The organism is Peribacillus sp. FW305-BF15, assembly GCF_058783805.1.
In genome coordinates this window covers 61,089-85,006 of record NZ_JBYSYV010000014.1, presented here as the reverse complement: position 1 = coordinate 85,006, position 23,918 = coordinate 61,089, and the positions used below count along the sequence as shown (strand labels likewise).

Annotated in this window: 24 protein-coding genes; 22 read left to right on the top strand and 2 right to left on the bottom strand. The window is 42.0% G+C overall.

Annotated elements, in window-relative coordinates:
- The first annotated feature begins 32 nt into the window (after positions 1-32).
- The 9 genes from AC3WLU_RS16165 to AC3WLU_RS16125 all read left to right on the top strand — a co-directional run bounded on the left by AC3WLU_RS16165 (position 33) and on the right by AC3WLU_RS16125 (position 8,399).
- Positions 33-1,625, top strand: coding sequence for a spore germination protein (locus AC3WLU_RS16165; RefSeq protein ID WP_492597550.1), 1,593 nt, complete (start codon positions 33-35; stop codon positions 1,623-1,625).
- Positions 1,626-1,651: 26 nt separating this feature from the next.
- Positions 1,652-2,872: a Ger(x)C family spore germination protein gene (locus AC3WLU_RS16160; RefSeq protein ID WP_413002613.1), complete on the top strand. Its 1,221-nt coding sequence runs from the start codon at positions 1,652-1,654 to the stop codon at positions 2,870-2,872.
- On the top strand, positions 2,869-3,090 hold the full coding sequence (locus tag AC3WLU_RS16155) for a hypothetical protein (protein WP_413002611.1): 222 nt from the start codon (positions 2,869-2,871) through the stop codon (positions 3,088-3,090). Before AC3WLU_RS16160 ends, AC3WLU_RS16155 begins: the two co-directional genes overlap by 4 nt.
- 57 nt (positions 3,091-3,147) lie before the next feature.
- Entirely contained in the window at positions 3,148-4,248 is a 1,101-nt protein-coding gene (locus AC3WLU_RS16150) for a GerAB/ArcD/ProY family transporter (RefSeq protein WP_413002609.1), read from the top strand.
- 188 nt (positions 4,249-4,436) lie between these two features.
- A complete protein-coding gene (locus AC3WLU_RS16145) occupies positions 4,437-5,543 on the top strand; it encodes a GerAB/ArcD/ProY family transporter (RefSeq protein WP_492597549.1) in 1,107 nt (368 codons plus the stop codon).
- Positions 5,544-5,777: 234 nt separating this feature from the next.
- Positions 5,778-6,551: an extracellular solute-binding protein gene (locus AC3WLU_RS16140; protein WP_492597548.1), complete on the top strand. Its 774-nt coding sequence runs from the start codon at positions 5,778-5,780 to the stop codon at positions 6,549-6,551.
- 22 nt (positions 6,552-6,573) lie between these two features.
- The gene (locus AC3WLU_RS16135; RefSeq protein ID WP_492597547.1) at positions 6,574-7,044 is read left to right on the top strand and encodes a hypothetical protein; all 471 of its coding nucleotides are present in this window, start codon (positions 6,574-6,576) and stop codon (positions 7,042-7,044) included.
- Positions 7,045-7,121: 77 nt separating this feature from the next.
- Positions 7,122-7,676: an RNA polymerase sigma factor gene (locus AC3WLU_RS16130; protein ID WP_492597546.1), complete on the top strand. Its 555-nt coding sequence runs from the start codon at positions 7,122-7,124 to the stop codon at positions 7,674-7,676.
- Positions 7,677-8,399 (top strand): anti-sigma factor domain-containing protein, encoded by a 723-nt coding sequence (locus AC3WLU_RS16125; RefSeq protein ID WP_492597545.1) that lies wholly within the window; start codon positions 7,677-7,679, stop codon positions 8,397-8,399.
- A 234-nt stretch (positions 8,400-8,633) separates the two neighbouring features.
- On the opposite strand, the gene AC3WLU_RS16120 is transcribed toward AC3WLU_RS16125, so the two are convergent.
- A complete protein-coding gene (locus AC3WLU_RS16120; protein ID WP_336058289.1) occupies positions 8,634-10,007 on the bottom strand; it encodes a sigma-54 interaction domain-containing protein in 1,374 nt (457 codons plus the stop codon).
- Positions 10,008-10,297: 290 nt separating this feature from the next.
- Between AC3WLU_RS16120 and AC3WLU_RS16115 the strand changes: the two genes are divergently transcribed.
- The 9 genes from AC3WLU_RS16115 to AC3WLU_RS16075 all read left to right on the top strand — a co-directional run bounded on the left by AC3WLU_RS16115 (position 10,298) and on the right by AC3WLU_RS16075 (position 20,384).
- Positions 10,298-11,317, top strand: coding sequence for an NAD(P)/FAD-dependent oxidoreductase (locus AC3WLU_RS16115; protein WP_492597544.1), 1,020 nt, complete (start codon positions 10,298-10,300; stop codon positions 11,315-11,317).
- Between the two features lie 22 nt (positions 11,318-11,339).
- Complete coding sequence (locus AC3WLU_RS16110) at positions 11,340-11,588, top strand: ferredoxin (RefSeq protein WP_268936479.1); 249 nt, start codon at positions 11,340-11,342, stop codon at positions 11,586-11,588.
- 79 nt (positions 11,589-11,667) lie between these two features.
- The gene (locus AC3WLU_RS16105) at positions 11,668-12,750 is read left to right on the top strand and encodes an aromatic ring-hydroxylating oxygenase subunit alpha (protein WP_063596645.1); all 1,083 of its coding nucleotides are present in this window, start codon (positions 11,668-11,670) and stop codon (positions 12,748-12,750) included.
- Entirely contained in the window at positions 12,743-14,194 is a 1,452-nt protein-coding gene (locus AC3WLU_RS16100; protein ID WP_278089256.1) for an aldehyde dehydrogenase family protein, read from the top strand. Before AC3WLU_RS16105 ends, AC3WLU_RS16100 begins: the two co-directional genes overlap by 8 nt.
- A 17-nt stretch (positions 14,195-14,211) precedes the next feature.
- Entirely contained in the window at positions 14,212-15,294 is a 1,083-nt protein-coding gene (locus tag AC3WLU_RS16095) for a tartrate dehydrogenase (RefSeq protein ID WP_278089257.1), read from the top strand.
- Between the two features lie 222 nt (positions 15,295-15,516).
- Positions 15,517-17,277 carry a CocE/NonD family hydrolase gene (locus AC3WLU_RS16090; RefSeq protein WP_278089258.1) on the top strand — a complete coding sequence of 587 codons (1,761 nt, stop codon included), beginning with the start codon at positions 15,517-15,519 and terminating at the stop codon, positions 17,275-17,277.
- 554 nt (positions 17,278-17,831) lie between these two features.
- The gene (locus AC3WLU_RS16085) at positions 17,832-18,020 is read left to right on the top strand and encodes a DUF3311 domain-containing protein (RefSeq protein WP_089363537.1); all 189 of its coding nucleotides are present in this window, start codon (positions 17,832-17,834) and stop codon (positions 18,018-18,020) included.
- On the top strand, positions 18,017-19,501 hold the full coding sequence (locus AC3WLU_RS16080) for a sodium:solute symporter family protein (RefSeq protein WP_089363538.1): 1,485 nt from the start codon (positions 18,017-18,019) through the stop codon (positions 19,499-19,501). Before AC3WLU_RS16085 ends, AC3WLU_RS16080 begins: the two co-directional genes overlap by 4 nt.
- A gap of 187 nt (positions 19,502-19,688) precedes the next feature.
- On the top strand, positions 19,689-20,384 hold the full coding sequence (locus AC3WLU_RS16075) for a YjjG family noncanonical pyrimidine nucleotidase (protein ID WP_098864948.1): 696 nt from the start codon (positions 19,689-19,691) through the stop codon (positions 20,382-20,384).
- 90 nt (positions 20,385-20,474) lie between these two features.
- On the opposite strand, the gene AC3WLU_RS16070 is transcribed toward AC3WLU_RS16075, so the two are convergent.
- Positions 20,475-21,773: an MFS transporter gene (locus tag AC3WLU_RS16070; protein WP_095678283.1), complete on the bottom strand. Its 1,299-nt coding sequence runs from the start codon at positions 21,771-21,773 to the stop codon at positions 20,475-20,477.
- Between the two features lie 467 nt (positions 21,774-22,240).
- Here AC3WLU_RS16070 and AC3WLU_RS16065 point away from each other — a divergent pair, with 467 nt between their 5' ends.
- From AC3WLU_RS16065 to AC3WLU_RS16050, 4 genes are all read left to right on the top strand, one after another.
- Positions 22,241-22,420 (top strand): IDEAL domain-containing protein, encoded by a 180-nt coding sequence (locus AC3WLU_RS16065; RefSeq protein WP_034315231.1) that lies wholly within the window; start codon positions 22,241-22,243, stop codon positions 22,418-22,420.
- 290 nt (positions 22,421-22,710) lie between these two features.
- Positions 22,711-22,839, top strand: coding sequence for a hypothetical protein (locus tag AC3WLU_RS16060; RefSeq protein ID WP_255294635.1), 129 nt, complete (start codon positions 22,711-22,713; stop codon positions 22,837-22,839).
- Positions 22,840-23,016: 177 nt separating this feature from the next.
- Positions 23,017-23,337 carry an antibiotic biosynthesis monooxygenase gene (locus AC3WLU_RS16055; protein ID WP_492597543.1) on the top strand — a complete coding sequence of 107 codons (321 nt, stop codon included), beginning with the start codon at positions 23,017-23,019 and terminating at the stop codon, positions 23,335-23,337.
- 242 nt (positions 23,338-23,579) lie between these two features.
- Positions 23,580-23,870, top strand: coding sequence for a hypothetical protein (locus tag AC3WLU_RS16050; protein WP_106026775.1), 291 nt, complete (start codon positions 23,580-23,582; stop codon positions 23,868-23,870).
- Positions 23,871-23,918 lie beyond the last annotated feature (48 nt).

Sequence of the window (23,918 nt, the reverse complement as noted above, 5' to 3'; positions counted from 1 at the left end):
AGAAAAATGGAGTTAGAGCGACCTGCAAAAAAATGGGGGGATTCAGCTTGATTCGTAATGTGGGTAGATTGTTAAAGAAAACGAAAGAAAAAAAATCCAGTGTACAGAATAATTACCAAGATTCTAAGCCTGCAGATGCACTTGATGCGAATTTCAGTCTAAATGTAGAAACACTTCGTTCTGTTTATGATAATTGCTCGGATGTCATGTTCCGCTCGTTCTTACTTTTCGGAAAAACGCGAGCCATGCTTATTTACATTGCGGGACTCTCAGACATCGAGGCGATAGAGCAATATGTGCTATCTCCACTCATGCAGGAGTCATCAAAAGAGCCACAGTCATTAAATGAGTTTATTGAACATAAAATGCCCGTTCCTAAAGTGGTAAAAGTGAATATGTTGGCGGACTGCATTGAATCAATTTCTACTGGAAACCCGATCCTTCTATATGAAGGGGAAAGTGATGGATTTTCTTTAGGATTGTCCAAATGGGAAAAGCGGGCGATTGAAGAACCTATGGCAGAGGGGGGAGTAAGGGGGTCACGAGAGGGATTTATTGAATCTCTAGAGGTAAATACGTCCCAATTGCGACGTATTATTAAAAGTCCTGCCCTTAAAATACAATCGATGAAGATCGGAACTTATACCAGGACGAATGTTTCGATTGCTTATATTGATGGACTTGCGGATAAAACACTGATTGAAGAGATTACAACTCGGTTGGAACGAATTAAAATAGACGGTATTTTAGAAAGCGAGTACATCGAGGAAATGATTGAGGACAATCCGTATTCACCTTTCCCTCAGATCATGACGACAGAACGGCCGGATGTAGCCTGTGCCAGTTTGCTGGAGGGACGGGCTGTCATTCTTGTAGAAGGAACCCCTTTTACTTTAATTGCACCCATATCCTTCTTTTCTTTGATTCAATCACAAGAGGATTATGCTCAACGTTTTATGGCAGGCACTTTTATCCGCTGGTTACGTTATATTTTTATGGGATTATCTCTTTTGCTTCCGTCCCTATATGTTGCTATTTTGACGTTCCATCATGAGGCGGTCCCAACCTCACTCCTGCTAAGCAGCGCGGCATCACGGGAATCGGTCCCTTTTCCTGCAATAGTAGAGGCATTGGCTATGGAAATTACCTTTGAAGCACTAAGAGAGGCAGGGGTTCGATTGCCGAAGCAGGTAGGTTCTGCTGTCAGCATTGTTGGCGCGCTAGTGATTGGTCAAGCTTCCGTACAAGCGGGGTTGGTTTCAGCGCCAATGGTCATTGTGGTTGCGATTACGGGAATCGCTTCTTTTATGATGCCTCGTTATATTGCCGGAATTGCTTTCCGGATGCTGCGTTTTCCAATGATGCTGCTTGCCGGTACATTAGGACTGCTTGGTATCATGATGGGGATCATTGCCATAGTCATTCACTTATGCAGCTTGCGTTCCTTCGGCGTTCCCTACTTAACGCCACTGGCACCGTTAAAAGGTCAAGAGCTGAAAGATGTGCTGTGGAGAGCTCCTTGGTGGAGGATGGATACACGCCCGCGTCTCACAGGGGATTCTAATGTATACCGTCAACCCCCGGAGCAGGGACCAAATCCAAAAAGGGGAAGTGAAACGGAGTGAATAATTGCTGGAGGCGAACAAAGATATTGGAGAAAGTAAAGAGGCGTCATTTCTTGAAAAGCGTCCTTCTTTTTCTCGGTATTAGTGGAACAACCCCTTTTCTAAGCGGTTGTTGGGATCGAACAGAAATCACTGATTTGGCGATTGTCACAGCAGCCGCCATCGATAAGAAGGATAATAATCAAATAGAACTATCCGTCCAAGTCTTTATTCCAAGTTCAATAAGTAGTGGAGGCGGTGGTCAAGGAGGAGGGACCAGTCCAGGAGGGGGGGCGGTTACGACATTGGTGAGATATGAAAAAGGCTCCAATATTTCAGATGCATTGTCCAAGCTTCAAAGCAAGCTTCCGCGAAAAGTATTTTGGGGACATTGTAAAGTATTTGTATTCGGTGAACAGTTAGCGAAGGAAGGAATTCAAGAGCAGCTGGATTTTTTGCTGCGCCATCCGCAGCCTAGAGAGAAAGCAAATGTATATGTCAGCATGGGGAAAGCGAAGCCTATCCTTGAATCTCTACCACCCCTGGAAAACTATTCAGGGGAAGTGCTTAGGGAACTATCTGATTTACATATTGGGATGCTGGTCACTATGCAGGATTTAGATGAAATGTTAACGGGTATACCTCAAGCGGCTGCACTTCCATTCGTTAAAATTTTACCACCAGCGAAAGGGCAAACGAAATTACAGGGAATTCCTTACATTGCCGGGACAGCTGTGTTCAAAAAGGATAAAATGACTGGGATGATGACGGAAAAAGAAACAAGAGGGCTATTGTGGTTAAGGGATGAAGTGGAATCATATACCGTGACCATAAAACCCAAAGGGGTAAAAGGGGAGATATCTTTAAGTCCAGTGTCAGCCAAAGTCAAGATCATTCCGCAAATTATCAATGAAAAATGGAGATTATCGGTGAAGGTAATTACAGATGGAGCTGTTATACAGAATGGAACGAATTTAAACCTTTCAAATCCTAAGTCTCTAAATGCTGCAGAACGAGCATATCAAAAAGATATAGAAAAACGCATCGAGATGGCTTTTCTGAATACCCAGCATAAGAAAGCGGACATTTTAGGCTTAGGTAAAGATTTCTATCGTAAATATCCTAAACAGTTTAATAAGGTCGATAACCACTGGGATGAGATATTCGCGGAAATGGAAGTGGAAGTCGATGTTGCGGCCCATATTCGAAGACAGGGCTATATAAACAAACCGGCGGGGTTGTCTGAAAATGAGGTGAAGGACAAGTGAGATGGGGGGCTTTTATTTGTACAACCGTGATCGTAGCTTTAATCATTTTGTATGAATGGCCGAAAATGAAACAAAATCCTAAAAAAGATAAAGTGGCATTTCTTACACTGCTCCTCACTGGCTTGGTTCTATCCATGTTCAATCTCCCACAGATGTCAGGACCCACTCAATGGATCGAAACTCTTTTCAAGCCATTTGGTGAGTTTATGGAAAAATGAATCTGTTAGTGGGTGTTGCGTTACTCAATTCATCCTATTAATGAAAGGAGGAAGCAGATGGAGAAAGGGAAAATTTCATCATTACAGATGGCATTCATGATGTATCCGACTATTGTGGCAACGGCTATTATCGGGGTTCCCAGCATCACAGCGAAGTATGCCAAAACTGATTTATGGCTGTCCCCCATTTTTGCTGCGCTCATAGGATATCTTACGGTTTATATCGCTTATAAACTGCACCAACTTTATCCACAACAAACGGTGATCCAATTCACTGAAAAGATCATTGGTCGGATTCCGGGGAAAATTTTCGGTTTTTTACTCTTGTTTTTTTATATCCAGAACACGGGGCTAATCGTTAGAGGCTACGCAGAATTTATTGTCGGCTCTTTTCTGGTACGTACCCCCATTAGTGTGATCATGGCATCGATGGTGCTTCTGTGTGCGTTCATCGTACGCGGGGGAATAGAAGTGTTGGGGCGAGCTGCCCAATTGTTTGTACCTGTTTTCATTTTTCCAATCTTTATCTTAATCCTCTTGCTGATTCCTGATCTCGAATTCAAGAATATATTCCCGGTATTGGCGGATGGTATAATGCCCCCAATCAAGGGTGCGATTGTACCCGGGGGATGGTTCAGCGAGTTTTTCCTGATCATTTTCCTTCTTCCTTTTTTGGCGGATATGAAAAAAGGGATGAAATCCGGTATGAAGTCTGTTTTTGCCGTGATGATGACGTTAATTGTGGTGAATCTTACGGTTCTTTTTGTACTTGGGTCAACAACGTCCACAAAGCTTTACCCCTTGATGAATGCATCTCGATACATCAGTTTGGCCGACTTTTTTGAACATGTGGAATCCGCTGCCATGGCGGTATGGATAGTGGGGGCGTTTGTGAAAATTTCCGTTTTTTATTATGCATCTGCTTTAGGTACAGCGCAGTGGCTGAATCTCTCCGACTATCGTCCTGTTGTATGGCCGATAGGGATTTTGATTGTCATTTTCAGTTTGTGGTCGTTGCCTAGCTCTGTGGATGTCAGTCGTAATGATATCAACGTCTTCCCTTTACAAAGTATTTTGATGCAAACGATTATTCCTCTGTTATTGTTGGTGATTGCTATTGTAAGGAAAAGAAATCGTAAAGGAACCAAAACTAGCTGACTGGGCATTTTTTATGCTAAATATCCTATCGTTTTGGTGCTACACAAGTTCGTACTCGTGCAGTGGGCAGGACGTACTGAATGGATTAATCTCTTTATTAAGCCGTTTGAAGAGTTTATGAAAAAGTAATTCTATCAGTGGGTTGCGTGATTCCAGATTTACATACTATCACAGAAAGGAGGAAGATGATGGAGAAAGGGAAGATTTCATCTTTACAGATGGCATTCATGATGTATCCGACGATTGTGGCAACGGCTGTTCTCGGTGTTCCAAGCATCACAGCGAAATATGCCAAAACTGATTTATGGCTTTCCCCCATTGTGGCGTCTCTCATCGGGTATGTGACGGTGTATATCGCTTATAAACTGCACAAACTTTATCCGAAACAAACGGTTATCCAATTCAGTGAACAGATCATTGGTCGGATTCCGGGGAAAATTCTCGGTTTTTTATTCTTGTTTTTTTATATCCCGATCACAGGGCAAATCCTAAGAAGTTACGGAGAATATATTGTCGACTCTTTTCTGGTCAAAACCCCAATTAGCGTGGTCATGGCATCGATGATACTCCTCTGTGCCTTTATCGTACGCGGAGGGATAGAGGTGTTGGGGAGAGCTGCCCAATTGTTGGTTCCCGTTTTTATCATTCCAATCCTCCTCTTAATCATCCTACTGGGCCCTGATCTCGAATTTAAGAATATATTCCCGATATTAGGGAATGGAATTATGCCTCCAATCAAGGGTTCGATTGTACCAGGTGGATGGTTCAGCGAGTTTTTTCTGATGATTTTTCTACTCCCTTTTTTAACGGATATGAAAAAAGGAATGAAATATGGGATGAGGACTGTGTTTGCTGTAATGATGACGTTAGTTGTGGTGAATCTTATCGTTCTTTTTGTACTCGGATCAACAACATCCACCAAGAATTATCCTCTGATGAATGTATCTCGGTACATCAGTTTTGCCGACTTTTTTGAACATTTGGAGTCCGCCATCATGGCCGTATGGATAGTAGGAGCGTTTGTCAAAATTTCTGTGTTTTATTATGCGGCTGCTTTGGGTACCGCGCAGTGGCTGAATCTCTCCGACTATCGTCCTGTTGTATGGCCAATAGGGATTTTGATTGTAGAATTCAGCTTTTGGTCGTATCCTAGCGCTATGGATGTCAGTCGTTTTGATATCATCGCCTTCCCTTTTTATGGGGTTTTGATGCAAACGTTGATTCCTCTGTTATTGTTGGTGATAGCTGTTGTTAAAAGAAATAGACAGAGAAAAAAGGGAAGCAATTCAAGCTAACCTTTTCTGTCACTGGTTTTAGAGACTTGAAAGAGTATGTAATTAAAGTCATGCCCCATTCGAAAAAAGATACTTTTCGAATGGTTTTTTTATGAGAAAAAAGAAGAATAGCTTAATATCACCAGATGTATTATACAGCAAGTTAAAAATAATTAATAATTTTTTTCAAACCGTTTGGAAGTTTGTCCCGTTATCTATAGTACAAAGGCTTTTTAGAAGGGGGAGAAGAAAGACTTGAAAAAGGTCATTTTTGTAGGGTGGATATCATTGATGCTAGTACTGTTAGGATTTTCATCGGAAATGGGTTCGAATCGGGGGCAAGCTGTCAACGATGTCGTAAAAGTATATGGACCAGGAGGACCTTTTGGACCTATCAAGGAAGTGGCGGAACGATTCACCCAAGAAACGGGGATAAAAGTTGAAGTAACAGCGGGACCCGAAGAAAAATGGATTAATCAAGCCAAACAGGATGCGGATATCATATACGGAGGGTCCGAGTATATGCTAACAGAATTCATGCATGATCATCCGGAGGTCCTTGATGGAAAAAACCGTACAGAATTGTATGCACGGTCAGCTGGAATCCTGGTTAGAAAAGGAAACCCAAAGAATATCCAGTCATTGGAGGATTTAACGAAGAAGGGCGTAAAGATTGTGGATGTTAATGGAGCCGGGCAACTGGGGCTATGGGAAGATTTAGCTGGAAGAAAAGGATTGATTCCTGGAATTAGCAGGAATATTGACATTTCAGTGAAGTCCAGTGCAGAAGCTATTAATTTATGGAAGGCAAATTCAAAATTGGACGCCTGGATTACATATGAATCCTGGCATTACCGTCTGGCGGATGTGACGGACCTGGTTCAACTCCCTGAGGAAGACAAGCTCTATAGAGGGACCCCGGTTAGCATAACAAGTAAGAGTGGAAACAAGAAAAAGGCAAAACAATTCATTGCTTATCTTAAAACGGAAGAATCCCATCAAGTGTTTCAAAAATGGGGATGGAAGTAAAATTTATGAGGAGTGAGAGTATATGAAAAAGTGGATGGTATTTTCAGTTTTTATGATGGTCTTAGTATTGGCGGCATGTGGAAATGAAGCGAAGAATTCACCCGAAAAGGATCAAGCTGTTAGTGGTACTGCCGATGAAAAAGCGGTAACCCTAAAATTATTGGAAAGTGAAACAACAGGCGAATACCTGGCTGATTCCAAGGGAATGGCACTTTACTATTTCAAGAATGATAAATCAGGAAAAAGCAATTGCATGGGTGATTGTCTCAAAAAATGGCCGCCGTTCATGGAAAGCGATTTTGCTGTCCCTAAAGGATTTGAGGAAAATGACTTTGGAACCATTCAAAGGGAAGATACAGGGGAAGAGCAGGTGACGTACAAAGGATTTCCAATCTACTATTTTGCGAATGATAAGGCAGCGGGAGATGTCAATGGTGAAGGTGTGAAAAATGTTTGGTATATTGTGAATAATAAGACTATTTTTCCGAAATAAGAAAAAGGGGCGATCAGTGATGGTCGTTCCTGTTACACATTTTTTCCAAATTTACTTGTGAGGAGTTGCAGGTGCGATTGAAAGAAAAACTTGATAAGGAATTGATGGCATTAGTCATGAAAAAGCATCGTCCTGCTCTGGAAGAACTTTATGACCGCTATATTAAATTAATCTATGGTTATATTTTTAAGTTCACAAATGGAAATGCTGAAAAAACAAAGGAGATTGTGCAGTTGGTTTTTTTAAAGCTCTGGACCACAAAAAGCAGTTACAATCCCGAAAAGGGGCACTTTGTCAGCTGGCTTTTGACCGTTACACGAAATGTGAGTGTGGATTATGTCCGTAAAGACAGCGTTCATATCCGGAATAACAATCACATGGACATGAGTCATCCAATTGACATAGAAGATCCTAATAATGATATAGAAAATGGGCTATTACACAGTGAAATTGCCAATGCAAAAAGTAAGTTAAGCAAGCCGCAAAAAAGGCTGATTGATTTACTGTATTGGAAAGGGTACTCGTTAACGGAAATTGCCAAAATTGAAAATGAACCGGTTGGTACCATCAAGAGCAGACTTCACCAGTCGCTTAAATTGTTGAAAAAGCATTTGGAAGTAGGTGGTTTGTAAATGAATACAGAGTGCGCTAACCTGCTTTCATTTTTATCGGGTGAACTGGGAGAAAAAGAAAAAAAAGCATTCACGGAACACTTAATGCAATGCTCTGAATGCACTAGGGAGTATGAACAAATGACAGAAGCCTGGAATTCATTGAAATGGGATTTCGAAGAAATGGAACCTTCTTCTTCCCTGAAATCAGAGGTCATGAATTTTGTCTTTGAGACTGACGATGAAGTTCCGGTGAGAAGGAAAAAGAATTGGAGTAGTTTTTTCTTTAAGCAGTTTACACCAGTCACTTCAGGTCTTTTGTTGGCTGTTCTGGTTTTGGCGTTTGTGCTGTTATATTCCAATATTCAACTGAAAAAAGAACTTGCAGCTATCAATCTGCCAATGGAGGTTAAAACGTCGCTATCTTTGCAGCCTGCCGATAAGACCGCTGTAAATATGAATACGGACGGGGCTGCATACATTTTGCAGCAAGGTGACGAAAGAAGGTTAATCGTTCAGATTCAGAATTTGCCTAGCCTTCAAGAGTCCGAGGTGTATCAGGTGTGGTTGCTGAAAGATGGAAAACGGAGAAATGCAGGAACTTTCAAGCCTGATGAAGCAGGTACAGGATCATTGACATACAAACTGTCCATAGATGATAAATTCAATCAAATTGGCATCACAAGAGAACCAGATGCAAATAGTACAAAGCCGAGAGGCGAAAAAATAGTAGGATCTTCTTGAAAATAAGAGACTTTCCCGCAAAGGGGAAGTCTCTTATTTTCTGTTCGTACCTGAATTTAATAGCTAAGTGATTTAAACAAGAAGAAGTCGCCGCGATTAACAATGGGAGCTCATTTGAATTGGAATATAAGTGTTTACCATTCACCATGATCACTAGCAACGAATAACCAGCATGCCGGGTGGGGGAAAATGGACTTGTTTAAAGTTAAACAAGCATTGTCATTTCCATGATACCTATTTATTCATTAAGTCCCCACAGTACTCCCGGATCAACGCTGAGGCTTTCGTTTGGCTGATAGAGAGGTCCTTCGCGACTTTCCTTGATGATTTATATGTTTGGTAAGATTTCCTGATCAATATCCGTTTCGTTTCATCAAGTGCTTTATCGAGAGTAGTGGGGAGATCAATCTGTGTGACCTGTTCAACGTTCTCGGTTATCATTTCAGGCAAGTCGGACATCAGGATAACGGAGTCACTTATTAAGACCAACCGTTCAATCAAGTTTTCGAGCTGGCGTACATTGCCAGGCCATGAATAATGAATTAATAGGTTCAAGCATTCTTCCGAAATGACTTTATTTTCATGATACCTTTCATTGAACTTATTTAAAAAATTGTACGTAAGGGGAATGATATCTTCTTTACGTTCCCGCAATGGAGGCAATTGAATATCAATCACATTCAAACGGTAAAATAAATCTTCCCGGAATCTTTTATCATTGACCATTTCTATTAAGTTCTGGTTTGTTGCGGCGACGATGCGGATGTCCACTTTTTTCATTTCGCTGCCGCCGACGGGAATGAATTGCTTATCCTGGATTACTTGGAGAAGCTTTGCCTGCAGAGCGAGCGGTATTTCCCCAATTTCATCAAGAAAGACAGTGCCGCCGTCTGCGGATTCAATCAATCCGCGTTTTCCAGTTTTATTTGCACCGGTAAATGCTCCTTTTGAATAGCCGAATAGTTCGGATTCGAGCAGTTCCTCCGGAATGGCTGCACAGTTGATCGTCAGGAAAGGTTTACTTTTCCGCTTACTGATCCGGTGGATGAAATGGGCAAGCACACCTTTACCCGTTCCAGACTCCCCCTGGATCAAAATCGTGGAATCCGTTGGTGCCACCTTTTCACAAAAAGTGAGGATGCGGTTGATTTTACCGCTGTTAGTAATGAATCTCCCCGTTTCATCTTCGTCATGAGTCAATTTCGACTCACTACTTGCTTCATTTGCTTTTAACATTTTATACGTTTGTGTTTCTGTGGATGTAGTAACCACCAGTTCAATTTCCCCTGCATCATTTAAAATTGGAATCGCCGATGTCATCAATTCAGCCCCAATATACGTTTGCTGTTTCATGTAGCAAGGCTTTTTTCTTTTAAATACTTCAGGCACGATGGAGGGCGTCCAGTATCCTTTTTCAAATAAGTCCACATTATTTTTGCCGATGACATCAGAAGGCTTCAGCCCATAATGGCGCTCACATGCCTTGTTGACGTAAAGAATCCGCTTTTCACCGTCAAGGACGAAAATCTCATCTGAGGAATGATCAAGAATTTTTAATAGAGTTTGGAGTGTCATCTCGACACTTTCAGTACAATCCGTACTTTTCATAAGGTAATCCTCTCTTTTCAAAAGGGAATGAGTGAATTCTGAATAACGTTTCATCAAATTTGAGTTAATTATAACTCAATATGACAGCGTTTTCAAAAAGAATTCTAAATATTTAGTATATGAAAGGCGGTTTCCGTGGTTGGCACGCATATTGCAATATATAAAATTATCAATTGCTGAAATTGACGATTGGCTAGGTTTGCATGTCATTAATTATTGCATGCATTTGTAAGCAAAGCGATTCTAGTAAATGGAATCGTATTACGTAAGACATCCAGGGGGGAATGAGTTTGGAAGAAAAGTATGAAGTCACTGACATCACTATTATCGGGGGAGGACCGGTTGGTTTGTTTACCGCTTTTTATGCGGGGATGCGCCAAGCTTCAGTGAAAATCATTGAAAGTCTCCCTCAATTGGGAGGGCAGCTGTCTGCTTTGTACCCTGAAAAATATATTTATGATATTGCGGGTTTCCCAAAAATTCAGGCCCAAGAGCTCATCAATCGATTACTGGAACAAATGGGCCAATTCAAAACGGATATATGTCTTAATCAATCTGTAGAGACCATTGTTCGTACTTCGGATGGGATATTTGCCATTACTACATCCGAAGAAACACATTATACGAAAGCGATAATCATCACTGCCGGAAACGGGGCATTTCAGCCTCGAAAATTAAAAATCGAAGGCGAAGAAAGATTTGAAAATGCCAACCTTCATTATTTTGTTCAGAATATGAGTCAATTCGCTGATAAGAAAGTGGTTGTGTTCGGTGGCGGCGATTCGGCAGTCGACTGGTCGCTAATGCTTGAACCGATAGCTGAAAAAGTGACACTCATACACCGAAGGGATAAATTTCGTGCCCATGAACACAGTGTAGAGCAGCTTAAACAATCCAAGGTTGAGGTCTTGACTCCTTATCTCCCTGACGAACTGATTGGGGAAGAAAGAATAGAAAAAGTGATTGTGACGGATGCAAAGAGTGGAAAACAGCTTGAATTGGAAGTCGATGACGTTCTCGGCAATTACGGATTCGTATCATCAATAGGGCCAATAAAGGATTGGGGCCTTGAAATTGAGAACAATTCCATCGTTGTCAATTCTAAAATGGAAACGAATATCAAAGGCATATACGCCGCAGGAGATATTTGCACGTACGAAGGGAAGGTGAAGCTGATTGCCAGCGGGTTCGGTGAAGCGCCTACAGCAGTGAGTAATGCAAAAGTTCATATCGACCCGGGTGCGAAAGTTCAGCCGCTGCACAGCACGAGCACAATGGGAGGAAAAGAGAAAAGCGCAACATCCGTTTAATTATGTGAAAGGGGGGAGCCACATGGCTATATACACAATGGTTGATCAGGAGACATGTATCGCTTGCGGGGCATGTGGAGCGACTGCACCGGAAATTTTCGATTATAACGATGAAGGGATCGCTTTTTCAATCCTGGATGCCAACACAGGAATAACTGAAGTATCCGAAGATCTGGAGGAGGACTTGGAAGATGCTTTTGATGGCTGTCCGACAGATTCAATTAAGTTGGCGGCGGAACCTTTTGCCAATATACCAGTGACAGCCGGTTGAAGCGGAAGGCCGGATCAATTAAGGGATATTAATCTAAATATCAGGAATGCTTGTAATCATTTTTTAGGGGGAAATAATGATGGCTTATAACAAGGTGGAAAATGTTACGAATCGTACATTTGAAAGGACATTGACGTATGACAAATACACGGATCCGAAAGTTCTCGAAAAGGAAATCGATCTAGTATTCTCTAAGTCTTGGCAGCTTGTGGGTCATGTCAGCCAATTGGAAAAAGTGGGATCATTCTTTACGACAGAGGTAGCCAATGAGCCGATCATCGTGAACCGCGGCCAGGATGAGGTGATTCGCGCTTTTTATAACGTATGTCCTCATCGTGCTACTAAGCTTGAAAAAAGTGAATCAGGCAAGAAGAAAATCTTGCAATGCAGTTATCATGGTTGGACATTCAAATTGGATGGGAAGTTGAACAAAGCGCCGAATTTCAAAGGCGAAGATGAAGCATGTGTTCAAGATGCCTGTTTACGCTCAGTACGCATGGAAATCTTGGAATCCCTAATTTTTGTAAACTTGGATGATCATGCGAAACCGCTTAGCGAATCTTATGGCGATTTCTTTGACCGTTTAAGTAAATACCCGTTTTTAAGTGAGTTAAAAAGAACAAGTCAAAAAACGAGGGTGATCAAGGCAAACTGGAAAGCGTTCATTGATAACTATTTAGAATGTGATCATTGCCATGTCGCACATCCAAGCTTTGTTGCAGCACTCGATATGGATGATTACCAAATCATTACTTGCGATAACTATTCACTGCAAGGTTCGATCGTTAAACCAGATAAAAATTACGGAACGGTCGATTTAAATCAGGCGGAAATGCAAGGTGGATCCTTTTTCTGGCTGTGGCCTAACTTGATGTTGACCATTTATCCAGGCCCCGGAAATATGGCAACCATTCAAATGGTCCCGATTGATCACGAAACGACTTTGGCTGTTTACACATATTATTTCCGCGATGAGAATTTGACTCAGGAAGAGAAAGATCTTGTTACGTTTGCCGAACAAGTCCGACAGGAAGATGTGGAACTAGTTGAGCTGGAACAAATAGGTTTCCGCTCCCGTGCCTTTAATAAAGGCAGATATTCCTCTTCGGAAAAAGCAATTGTTCAATTTCATGAAATGGTATTGGAGGCCCTAAATGAGTAAAATAGCGAATCAACTAAAATCAATGAAACAATATCTAATGATCAATGGTGAAAAAGTGGAAACGGTAAGTTATGCTCCGCTATATTCCCCTTATTCCGGGGAAGAAATCGCCCAAATTGCCATGGCGGATAAAGAGCTGACGGAAAAGGCGATTGCAGCCGCCTACAATGCACGTGAAGTCATGGCAAAAATGCCAGCTTATCAAAGGGCGGATATATTGGAGAAGGCTGTCGCGTTATTAGTTGAGAATGCGGAAGAAGCGGCAGAAATCATATCCCGTGAATCAGCCAAACCGATCATGTTTGCAAAAGCGGAAGTTGGAAGGACCATCGAAACGTATAAGTTCTCGGCTGAAGAGGCTAAACGGATTCACGGTGAAATGATTCCTTTTGATGCAGCCGTAGGCGGGGTTGGCCGAATTGGTTACACGTTAAGAGAGCCGATCGGGGTCATTGGAGCCATCACCCCGTTTAACTTCCCGATGAATTTAGTGGCGCATAAAGTCGGACCGGCAATAGCGGCTGGGAACACCATTGTGTTGAAGCCAGCTTCGCAAACTCCACTCTCGGCACTTTTCATCGCAGAAATTTTTGAAAAGGCGGGTCTGCCGGCTGGCGTATTAAATGTGGTTACGGGTCCGGGCAGCACGGTTGGGGAAGCGATTGTAGAAAATGATCGGGTGAGCATGATCACATTCACAGGCAGCCCAAGCGTTGGAATCGGGATCCGCAACAAAGCCGGGCTGAAAAAGACCACACTTGAACTTGGCTCGAACTCGGCCTTAATCATTGATAAAGATATAGATATCGATAAAATTATTGATCGCTGCATCATGGGTGCCTTTTCCAATCAAGGGCAAGTTTGTATTTCATTGCAACGTGTGTATGCACATGAAGAAGTGTATGAAGAGTTTGTCGAAAAATTCACTGCAGCGGCCAAAAAACTTAGAATTGGCGATCCATTAGATCCGGATACGTATATTTCCTCCCTGATCTCCAAAGGGGAAACGGCACGTGTAATGGGCTGGATTGAGGAAACTAAAGACAGTAAGTCAACGATCGCTGCAGGGGGGGCATTGCAAGGGGACATTCTTGAACCTACAATCATTACAGATGCGGATCATACGTTAAAAGTTTCATGCCAGGAAGCATTTGCACCGGTTGTCATTGTCAATAAAGTGGGTTCAGTGATGGAAGCGATTGATCAAGTGAATGATTCCCGCTTTGGTTTGCAGGCCGGTATATACACAAACAATGTCAAAAACGCATTATACGCTTCACGGGAATTGCATGTAGGCGGTGTAATCATCAATGATGTACCTACCTATCGTGTCGATCAAATGCCATACGGCGGAGTAAAAGAAAGCGGGACTGGCCGTGAAGGCATTAAATACGCTGTGGAAGAAATGACCGAAATGAAATTGGTTGTTTGGAATCAAGACTGAAATCGAGGAGATCATTTATGAAACAATTCAAAATTGCAGTCATCGCAGGAGATGGCATTGGCCCTGAAGTGATTAATGAAGGCATAAAGGTATTAAAAAAAGTGGCTGAACTGGATTCAGGTTTTCAATTGGATTTCACATACTTCCCATGGGGCTGCGAATTTTATGCCGAAAATGGTAGAATGATGGATGATGATGGGATTGAAAAGCTGAAAGCTTTTGACGCAATTTATTTGGGAGCGGTCGGGTTTCCGGGCGTTCCAGACCATATTTCACTATGGGAGCTATTATTGAAAATCCGTAAAAGCTTTGATCAATATGTCAATATCCGGCCCGTGACATTGTTAAAAGGGGCACACTTGCCTCTTGTTGATGTGAAACGTGAAGATATTGATATGCTGTTCATCCGCGAAAACAGCGAGGGTGAATATTCAGGCGCTGGAGACTGGCTGTTTAAAGGGCAGGAACATGAAGTGGTTCTGCAAAACGGTGTGTTTTCCCGTAAAGGGACGGAAAGAATCATCCGTTATGCTTTTGAAACCGCGAAAAATGAAGGCAGATCGCTCACGAGCATCTCTAAAGCCAACGCCCTGAATTATTCCATGGTTTTCTGGGATCAAGTATTCGAAGAGGTCAGCAGGGAATATCCTGAAGTCGAAACGGCCTCATATCTTGTCGACGCAGCGGCAATGCTGATGATCAAAGACCCGAAGCGCTTTGAAGTCGTTGTCACTTCGAACCTGTTCGGTGATATTTTAACAGACTTAGGGGCTGCGCTTGCTGGAGGAATCGGCCTTGCTGCCGGTGCCAATATTAATCCCGATAGGGAATTTCCATCGATGTTTGAACCAATTCACGGCTCAGCTCCTGACATTGCCGGCAAAGGCATCGGAAACCCACTTGCCTCCATTTGGTCAGCAAGCCAAATGCTCGACTTTTTTGGCTATGAATCACATGGTAAGATTGTTCTTGAAGCAATTGAGCAACTGTTGCTGGAAGACCGGGTGCTCACGCCTGATATGCATGGAACGGCGTCCACTTCCGAAGTGGGGGACAGGGTGACGGAAATCATCGAGTCAATCATTTTATCCAAGGTCTGACTTGAATGGATATGGGGAACGTTCAATATTCATTGAATGGTCACCTCAATATAATGATGCATCCAGGGTGTTAAGCCAATCGTTTATACAAAATCAAGAGGCCAAGGCTTAGAAAGAAAAGCACTTGGTCTCTTAATTTTCACGAGCAAGGAACCCGGAATGGTGATCATTAATACACAGGCAAAATCACTCAAATCAATGGTATAGCTAAGAGGAGCGGTCATGATGAAAAAAGTTGAAATCGTTGTCGAAAAAAATGTGCCATGCATCATGAGGGACGGCACCGTCCTTTATGCGGATGTATACAGACCCAATTTTCCTGGGCAATTTCCTGTGTTATTGACCAGGCTTCCATACAGTAAGGACTTACCGAATTACTCCCATCGTTATTTGGACACTAATCGTCTTGTTGAAAATGGGTTCGTTGTCATCATTCAGGATGTGAGAGGACGATTTCAGTCAGAAGGAGAATTCCGACCATTCAGCCAGGAAGCGGATGACGGATACGACACAGTGGAATGGGCGGCTTCACTCTCGTATTCAACAGGGAAAGTGGGCATGTTTGGCCTATCCTATTATGGATACACCCAGCTGCTTGCAGCGGAAAAAAAACCTCCACACTTAATCGCCATTTTTCCAGCAATGACGCTGAATGACCAAAGAAATGGAACGGTTTATCGTAATGGGGCTTTTGCTCTCGGCCTTTTTGAAACGTGGACATTGGAGTCAATTGTACCTGATTTGCTGAAGCGAAGGTATGAAAAAAATAAGGAAAGAACTTCGGTTTTTCGTAAGCTTGCTGACTCCCTCAACAATATTGAGGAATTGTATGCATATGCACCTATTAATGATTGGCCGCCATTAAAGGTTCTGGACGAAAATAACTTTTTCTTTGAACATTTGAATCACCCAATCGAAGACGAAACTTATTGGCAGAACTCAAGTATTACTGAAAAATTTGCTAGGATACAGCTGCCTGCTTTTCATTTGGGAGGTTGGTATGATTGTTTTATCGGCCCTACCCTGGAAAATTACGTGGAAATGAACAAAGTGAATGACCACCTTAGCCATACTCAAAAACTAATTATTGGACCATGGAGCCATGGCCTTTTTTCTTCGAACCAGGGTGAACGCTCTTTTGGAGTGCATGCGTCCGGGGATTGGATCAACCTTGAAGAAGATATTACCGCCCTTCATATTCGCTGGTTCAATCGCTGGCTGAAAGGCATCGATAATGGTATTGAGAAGGAACCGCCCGTGAAAATATTTATAATGGGGATTAATGAATGGCGTGATGAAAATGAATGGCCGCTTGAACGGACTGAATATACGAGTTATTATTTGCACAGTAAGGGAAAGGCGAATACGAAAACAGGTGATGGGCGCTTAAGCACGGATGAGCAGGAAGGTGAAAAGACGGATTCATATATATATGATCCCCTAAACCCTGTACCGACAAAAGGTGGAGCTACACTTTTTTCCGGCCCACTTACAATGGGTCCATATGATCAGAGCGACATCGAAAAGCGGAACGACGTGCTCGTTTATACTTCAGAGCCATTGAAAGAAGCACTTGAAGTAACAGGTCCGGTTAAACTGAAGTTGTTTGCATCAACGGACGCTGCGGACACTGATTTTACTGCAAAGCTTGTGGATGAATCACCGGATGGCACAGCGATTATTTTAACCGAGGGAATCATCAATGCAAAATACCGGAACGGCCATCGTGCTGAAAAAGAACTGAATGGGGAAATCGTTGAATACGAAATTAACTTGTGGGCTACAAGCAATGTCTTTCTTCCGGGTCATCGAATCTTGCTTGAAATTTCATCAAGCAGTTTTCCACAATATGCCCCCAATCCGAATACAGGGAAATCAATGATCGAAAGCAGTGAAACGAAAACGGCCAGACAAATGATTTATCATAGCAAGGAATTTCCTTCTCGCATTCTATTGCCAATCATTCCTGCAAGTGAAAACTGATTATAAAAGAAGGGAGGAGAGACTTCCTTATGTTTGGTTTTCAACATTGTCACTTGTTTTATGAGTTAAAAACAGTTCAGGTGAGGTGATTAGAACTCAAGAAACAGATGCTCAATAATATAAAAACAAATTGTAAGGTTAATAAAAGCCTTAGGATTCTCAAATCACTCGTATTAATAGGTTTAAAGGGTGAAGCGTTATGAATAAAAGCAATTGGCATAACTCTTGCAAATAATAATATGAAGGGGGGAAAGTTCATCCATTATAATAGATTCCAGGCATAAGGAAATGACATAACAGATGATGCATAATTTTGTCTCTTATGCTATATGTAAGCCAAGGAAAAGGTGATTACACTGGAATCCGACCTGCAACTTTAATTAGAGAGAAAATGATAATAGTAGTTTGAAAATTTGTAATATTGTTTTTTTTTTAGGTTAGTAGTGAAGCTACTGCCATTGTGAAGGTGGTTAAGGAACAAGGTGCATAACCCATTTTTTTAAGCGCTTTCACAGTCGTTTCATTAACAGATTTATTAAGAGGGGGACTTCAATTTGAAGAAAATCATTGTGCTGCTCAGCGTCATACCCGCGATTGGCTCATTATCCGTGATTAACCGTGTGGAGCCATATATATTCGGTTTGCCTTTCATTATCTTTTGGTCCACAGCCTGGCTTATTTTGACATCCATCTGCCTTTATATTAGCAGTGTGATCTGTGATAGACAGGAGGAGAATAAATGAACAGTTCCATATTAATCATCATCATGACTCTTGTTTTGGCTTTTTACTTAGGTATCCGTGCAAGAAAGGGGCGCGAAATGAAGCTTGACCAGTGGGCAGTCGGGGGGAGGAACTTCGGTTCTTTAATCATGTTCGTTCTGATGGCAGGAGAGATGTTTTCGACTTTTGTGTTTCTTGGCGCCAGCGGAGCGGCATACCGTATGGGCGGTCCCACTATCTATATATTTTGCGCTCTTACTTACATCGTTCCTTTCTGGATTTTACCCCCTATTTGGCGCTATGCGAAAAAACATAATGTGCTGACGCAATCTGACTTTTTTACAAAAAAGTATAATAGTAAGCCATTGGGACTTCTGGTTGCTGTTATTGGGGTCCTATCAATGATTCCCTATATCGTATTACAATTAAAAGGCTTTCAAATCATCGTTTCCGAAGCATCATATGGATTGATTCCCCCAACGGTTGCTGTTTGGATTGGAATGCTCTGCGTAACTGTTTTTGTATATGTGTCAGGTATTCACGGTTCGGCTTGGACGGCAGTATTGAAAGATATCCTCATTCTTGTCGTAATTGTGTTTCTGGGCATTTATTTGCCCATACATTACTTCGGTGGAATACAACCAATGTTCGAAACTCTAGAAGCAACAAAACCGGGATTCTTATTGCTTCCGGATGAAGGGTTTAGCATCTCTTGGTATATTTCCCTTTGCCTGACCATCGCATTGGGCCAATATATGTGGCCGCATTGCTTTGGAGCGAGTTTATCTTCCCAAAACGAATCAGCTCTCAGGAAAAACTCTGCCATTTTACCTCTGTATCAAATCATTCTGGTCTTCATTCTTTTTATCGGTTTTACTGCGGTTTTGCAGATACCGAATCTACAAGGCGGAGATACGGACCTTGCCTTATTTAAAATCGCGAAAGATGCTTTCCCGCCCTGGATTGTTGGCGTTGTCGGAGCAGCAGGCATGCTTGCAGCCCTTGTACCATGCTCGATGTTAATTTTGACGGCAGCCACGATTTTATCAAAGAATATTTATAAAGCTGTTAAGCCTGACACATCGAATGAACAGCTTGCCAAACTAACCCGTATATTTGTTCCAATCGTTTCATTGGTATCGTTAATTTTTACATTCTATGGAGGTAATACGATGATTGCGTTACTGACCATGGCTTACAGTTTTGTCCTGCAACTTTTCCCTCCTTTAGTATTCAGCTTGTTTAAGAGAAACCCGGTAAGTAAAGCGGGGGCCTCTGCAGGAATGATTTTAGGGGTGGTGTTAGTCGCTTACTTTACGCTGGCAGAGGCAACAATGGCCACTTTATTACCGAAGGCACCCCATTTCATACAGGATCTTGATATAGGGATCGTCGCCATTACCTTTAACCTTATCGTCATGCTGGCTGTCAGTGCTTTCACAAGAAAAGACCAGCAAATGATTCAGGAAGAAGAGCCGGTTAAACGAATAATCACTTCTTGATCAAAGATGCTTGGTATGTAGAAAACGTCCCATGCTCCTTATCTTCCATGACTCTCTATATAGAACCATACAAAAGGATAGCCTTTGAGCTATCCTTTTTGTAGTTTTCCAAGCTTTCAGTATATATTTTCGATACGTAATTAAAGGAAATGTGTTAAGTTGGACTAAAATGCTTATGGGGGCAGCGATGAAATACGAAATTATTTTATTTGATGTTGATGATACTTTGCTAGACTTTGGAATATCGGAAAAGAATGCGCTGCATGAAGCTTTTTTAGAGTTCGGTTTGCCAACAGGGGCGGAGGATTATGCGCGATGCTACCAAGAAATCAGTAAGGTATTATGGAGGAATTTGGAACAGGGGCATATAGATTTAACCATTCTGGGAGTGGAAAGGTTCAAGCGGTTGTTCCTGAAGCATGGGCTTGATATGGATGCGGATGCGTTCAGCCGTGCGTACCTGGGACATTTGGGAAAGGAAATACATCTTCTGCCCGGGGCTATAGAGGTTTGCGAGAAGCTTGGAGGATGCCGGCTTGCTATTATAACAAATGGCTTCACGGCAGTGCAGACAGCAAGGATCGGCGGGTCAGCCCTTTGCAACACCTTTGAGACCTTGATAGTTTCCCAAGAGGCTGGGTTTCAGAAGCCTGATAGAGGGATTTTTGATTATGCATTTTCCAAGTTAAAGATCACAGATAAATCGAAAGCGTTGATAGTGGGTGACTCCTTGACTTCAGATATACAGGGCGGCTTGAATTATGGAATGGATACATGCTGGTACAATCCCCATCAAAAGGATAATGATCTGGGAATCAAGCCCACCTATGAAATCCGGACGCTCACTGATCTTTTGGAGATTGTAGGAAGTAAACAAGTATAGGGTGGTATATGCATTGTAAAAAAACAGAGGCCGCTTGTCCGAGTGATAGACGTGCAGCCTCTGTTATTACTCATGCAAGAGATTTTAGAATCAGTTCAAATCCAGCTTATGTGGTTTGAGTGTTTGATCCTTTTCTTTTCTTCTGCTGAAATGCGGGGATAATATACAAAGCGCCAGGGAAATCGCGAGACCTGCCATCATGAATCCGCCAAATACCAAAGGGGATGGGCCATATGATTCTGCCATGGCGGTCCAGATGAGCGGACCGAAACCCGCAATGGCTGCCGCGACCTGATAACCGACGGATAATCCAGTATAACGGACCTTGGCTGGAAAGAGCTCCGAGAATAATGTCCCTTGTGTGGAAAAAATGGCTCCCCAGATGACACCGAGTACAACTGCCTGCATCATGTAGAACCAGCCAACCCCACGCCCAATCATTGTGAAATATGGGATGGCCAAGACGAAAAGGAGAGTCAGGCCCCCAAAATAGATGATTTTTCGATCAATGAAATCTGAAATGTAACCAATGACAGGAATGGTAATCAGCATTGTAGCGCAGCCAATCGTTAAACCGGTAAGAGCTGAATCTTGGGAATAACCAAAATACAGCGTAGTAAAGACGAGAACATAGGACATGATGAATACATTGAAGAAGCCGTCCCCAATTTTTAGTCCGATCACTTGCAGCACACTTCTCCAATCGTGTTTCAACGTTTCAATAATGGGAACTTTCGCAAGATCGCCGCTATCTTTCTGCGCTTTAAATTCCGGCGTTTCTTCAATGCCACTCCTTACCCAAATTGCCAACCCGATCAGTACACCGCTTAAAAGGAATGGAATCCGCCAACCCCAAGATAAAAATTGGGCATCGGTTGTCAAGGAGCTGATGAGGGTTAGGCTGAACGAGCCGGCAACCAAGCCGATGGGGACCCCTAGTTGGGGAATGGATCCATATAACCCACGAACACCTTTAGGAGCAGATTCCGTTGCCAATAGGATGGCTCCGCCCCATTCACCTCCCAAGGAAATTCCTTGAATCAACCTCAGCACCACCAAGATGACGGGGGCGGCCAACCCAACCTGGGCATAAGTGGGCAGAACACCGATTAGCATTGAACTCCCTCCCATACCAATAAGGGTGAACATGAGTGCTGCCTTCCGTCCGATGCGATCACCCATATGCCCGAACAGGATGCTGCCGATTGGACGGGCTGCATAACCAGCCCCGAATGTGACAAAGGCGAGAAGAAGTGAAATCGCTGGATCATGATTGGGAAAGAATAGCGTCGTAAAAACCAGGCCCGTTGCTGTTCCGTATAAATAGAAATCGTACCACTCAATAACGGAACCCGCTAAACTTGCGAAAAGAACTCGACTTTTTTTCATGATAAATGCTCCTTTAATGCAAAGTTTTTCATCAAAATTGTTTTCAACGATAAATAAAGCCGAAATGAACAAAAATGATGGTAAATGAATATAAGTAAAAAACTGGATTATTTAGATTATTTTAGAGGGACTATCCATACCGGTCAATATATTTCTGACTTTTCTGAAAAAAATGAAGCAAATAACTTAGCTCCCTTCACCTGTAATGGCATATAATTAATTCTAAAGTAATGGAAATAAACGATCCGATCTTTCCGGGTAAAATGACTAAGTGGATAAAAAGAAAATATGTCACTGGCTAGAAAACTGAATATTTAGAAATTTTGTGTATAGAAGAGTGGCAAAGTGGAAATCATGTGGATAAGGAAATGAAAAATGAAAAAGAGGAAAGGATAAGATTTTAATAAATAATAATAATCTCCAAGTTATTTAGTATAATAGAAAAAAGGTTAAGGAGTTGGTTTCGTATGGAGAAGCAATTGCCAGGAACATCGCTTGAACCTGAAGAGATGGCTGAAATGGTTTTAAAAAAGGCCCTTAGTGATTACCGGAAAGCACAAATCGAAAAAGAAATCGATGACTCATTAAGAAATCGTGATAAGGAAGAGTTCCTACGTTTAACTGAAATATTGAAGGGCATTTCCTGAAATTTTATTCTCTGTGAACAAGACAAGTAGTTAGGATATGGAATGTACACTGAATAGCCAGCAAAGCTGATAACCATAAATATGCCGATGAAAAAACTTCATTTACCTGGAACATACTAAGTAAATAGCAATCTATAGAATTATAATATTTTACATTGTAAGCGCTTTCTTGTATAATCAAATAAAGAAACGATGGAGAGAAGAGTGTAAGTGCGCTAATGGCGGGATTCACAGGTATTAGTTGCTGAAAAGTTCATGCACCGGGATAAAAACTTAAAGGGGGAAAAGTTATGAAAAAGAATGGAGTGTCTTTAGCTGAATTTGTTCAGGAGGATCGATTCGAACTCAGCTCCTACATTACTTCTTTATTTAACAAACTGAATGACTATGTTCCCAAAAGTCTTAAAGATAAAAGGTGAGTGACAATAAAAAAAGGATCAGGAAGATATGCAAGACTTCCTGATCCTTTTTTTATTTTGTTTTTGGTAATCAGAATTTTAAGTAGTGCACTTAAGTAAAAGTCTCATTAATTGACAATGAGAATCGTTATCGAATAAAATGATTCAATACAAGTATATCGATTGGAGTTGTTCATATTGTTCGTTCAGATGAGAAAAATGGTGGTAAAGGAAGGTAATGCAGAACAAGTAGTAAAACGGTTCAGCGGGGAAGGGATCATAGAAAAGCAGGAAGGATTCATCGATTTAAGTGTAATGGTGAAAAAAGTGCGACGCGAGGATGAAGAGGTCATCATTATGATCAATTGGGAGTCTGAGGCGCATTGGAAGCAGTGGGAAAAGAGTGAAGCCCATATCGCAGGCCATAAAGCAAACCTAGGGAAACCAAAGCCTGAATATATCGTCAGTTCGGAAGGATCATTATATGAAGTGAAGGCGATTAAAAAGGCAGTGAAATAACTGACCTTAAACTAGCCTGTTTTAAATTCCGTCCAAATAAGTAACTGGGTGGAATATCCCATTTCTCAAACATCTTGTTAGCATAAGGATACGGAAAGGTTACCGTTCACATATAATAGCTTACCTTCACTAAAATTCAGGCTCCCATTATGGGTGCCTCTTTTTATTGATGAAATCTCGGGATAGGTTATGTAATTCCAAGTCTGTTGATATAGTACAATATCATTTTTGCTGGGGGGGAATTGATATCGGGATTTCCTTATAAAGTACATGAAGTCGATTCATCCAGAATCATTACTGCCCACAATGAAAGGCGGTACCATGAAAAGAAAAAATTCATTCTGCAAGATGCGTTGATCCATCCGCGAATCTTTGGAGCAGCTGGTGCCACAGGAGTAAAAGGAATAACCGGATCAATCAGGGCCAGGGGAAAGCGACAGGAGAAGCGGGAGCAACAGGATCTACAGGAGCGGGAATCCAAAATTTGGATCATGTACAGTGTGGCAGGAGCTTCACGGAGATCATCCGTTTGAATTAAAAAGCTGTAACATTAAAATATGGAAACGTGATATTGTGAATCC

What these genes read in the sequence shown, in the direction of transcription:
- AC3WLU_RS16165 (WP_492597550.1), top strand. Translation starts at nt 33, where the DNA reads ATGGGGGGATTCAGCTTGATTCGTAATGTGGGTAGATTGTTAAAGAAA.
- AC3WLU_RS16150 (WP_413002609.1), top strand. Translation starts at nt 3,148, where the DNA reads ATGGAGAAAGGGAAAATTTCATCATTACAGATGGCATTCATGATGTAT.
- AC3WLU_RS16145 (WP_492597549.1), top strand. Translation starts at nt 4,437, where the DNA reads ATGGAGAAAGGGAAGATTTCATCTTTACAGATGGCATTCATGATGTAT.
- AC3WLU_RS16135 (WP_492597547.1), top strand. Translation starts at nt 6,574, where the DNA reads ATGAAAAAGTGGATGGTATTTTCAGTTTTTATGATGGTCTTAGTATTG.
- AC3WLU_RS16125 (WP_492597545.1), top strand. Translation starts at nt 7,677, where the DNA reads ATGAATACAGAGTGCGCTAACCTGCTTTCATTTTTATCGGGTGAACTG.
- AC3WLU_RS16120 (WP_336058289.1), bottom strand. Translation starts at nt 10,007, where the DNA reads ATGAAAAGTACGGATTGTACTGAAAGTGTCGAGATGACACTCCAAACT.
- AC3WLU_RS16110 (WP_268936479.1), top strand. Translation starts at nt 11,340, where the DNA reads ATGGCTATATACACAATGGTTGATCAGGAGACATGTATCGCTTGCGGG.
- AC3WLU_RS16105 (WP_063596645.1), top strand. Translation starts at nt 11,668, where the DNA reads ATGGCTTATAACAAGGTGGAAAATGTTACGAATCGTACATTTGAAAGG.
- AC3WLU_RS16100 (WP_278089256.1), top strand. Translation starts at nt 12,743, where the DNA reads ATGAGTAAAATAGCGAATCAACTAAAATCAATGAAACAATATCTAATG.
- AC3WLU_RS16095 (WP_278089257.1), top strand. Translation starts at nt 14,212, where the DNA reads ATGAAACAATTCAAAATTGCAGTCATCGCAGGAGATGGCATTGGCCCT.
- AC3WLU_RS16090 (WP_278089258.1), top strand. Translation starts at nt 15,517, where the DNA reads ATGATGAAAAAAGTTGAAATCGTTGTCGAAAAAAATGTGCCATGCATC.
- AC3WLU_RS16080 (WP_089363538.1), top strand. Translation starts at nt 18,017, where the DNA reads ATGAACAGTTCCATATTAATCATCATCATGACTCTTGTTTTGGCTTTT.
- AC3WLU_RS16075 (WP_098864948.1), top strand. Translation starts at nt 19,689, where the DNA reads ATGAAATACGAAATTATTTTATTTGATGTTGATGATACTTTGCTAGAC.
- AC3WLU_RS16070 (WP_095678283.1), bottom strand. Translation starts at nt 21,773, where the DNA reads ATGAAAAAAAGTCGAGTTCTTTTCGCAAGTTTAGCGGGTTCCGTTATT.
- AC3WLU_RS16065 (WP_034315231.1), top strand. Translation starts at nt 22,241, where the DNA reads ATGGAGAAGCAATTGCCAGGAACATCGCTTGAACCTGAAGAGATGGCT.
- AC3WLU_RS16060 (WP_255294635.1), top strand. Translation starts at nt 22,711, where the DNA reads ATGAAAAAGAATGGAGTGTCTTTAGCTGAATTTGTTCAGGAGGATCGA.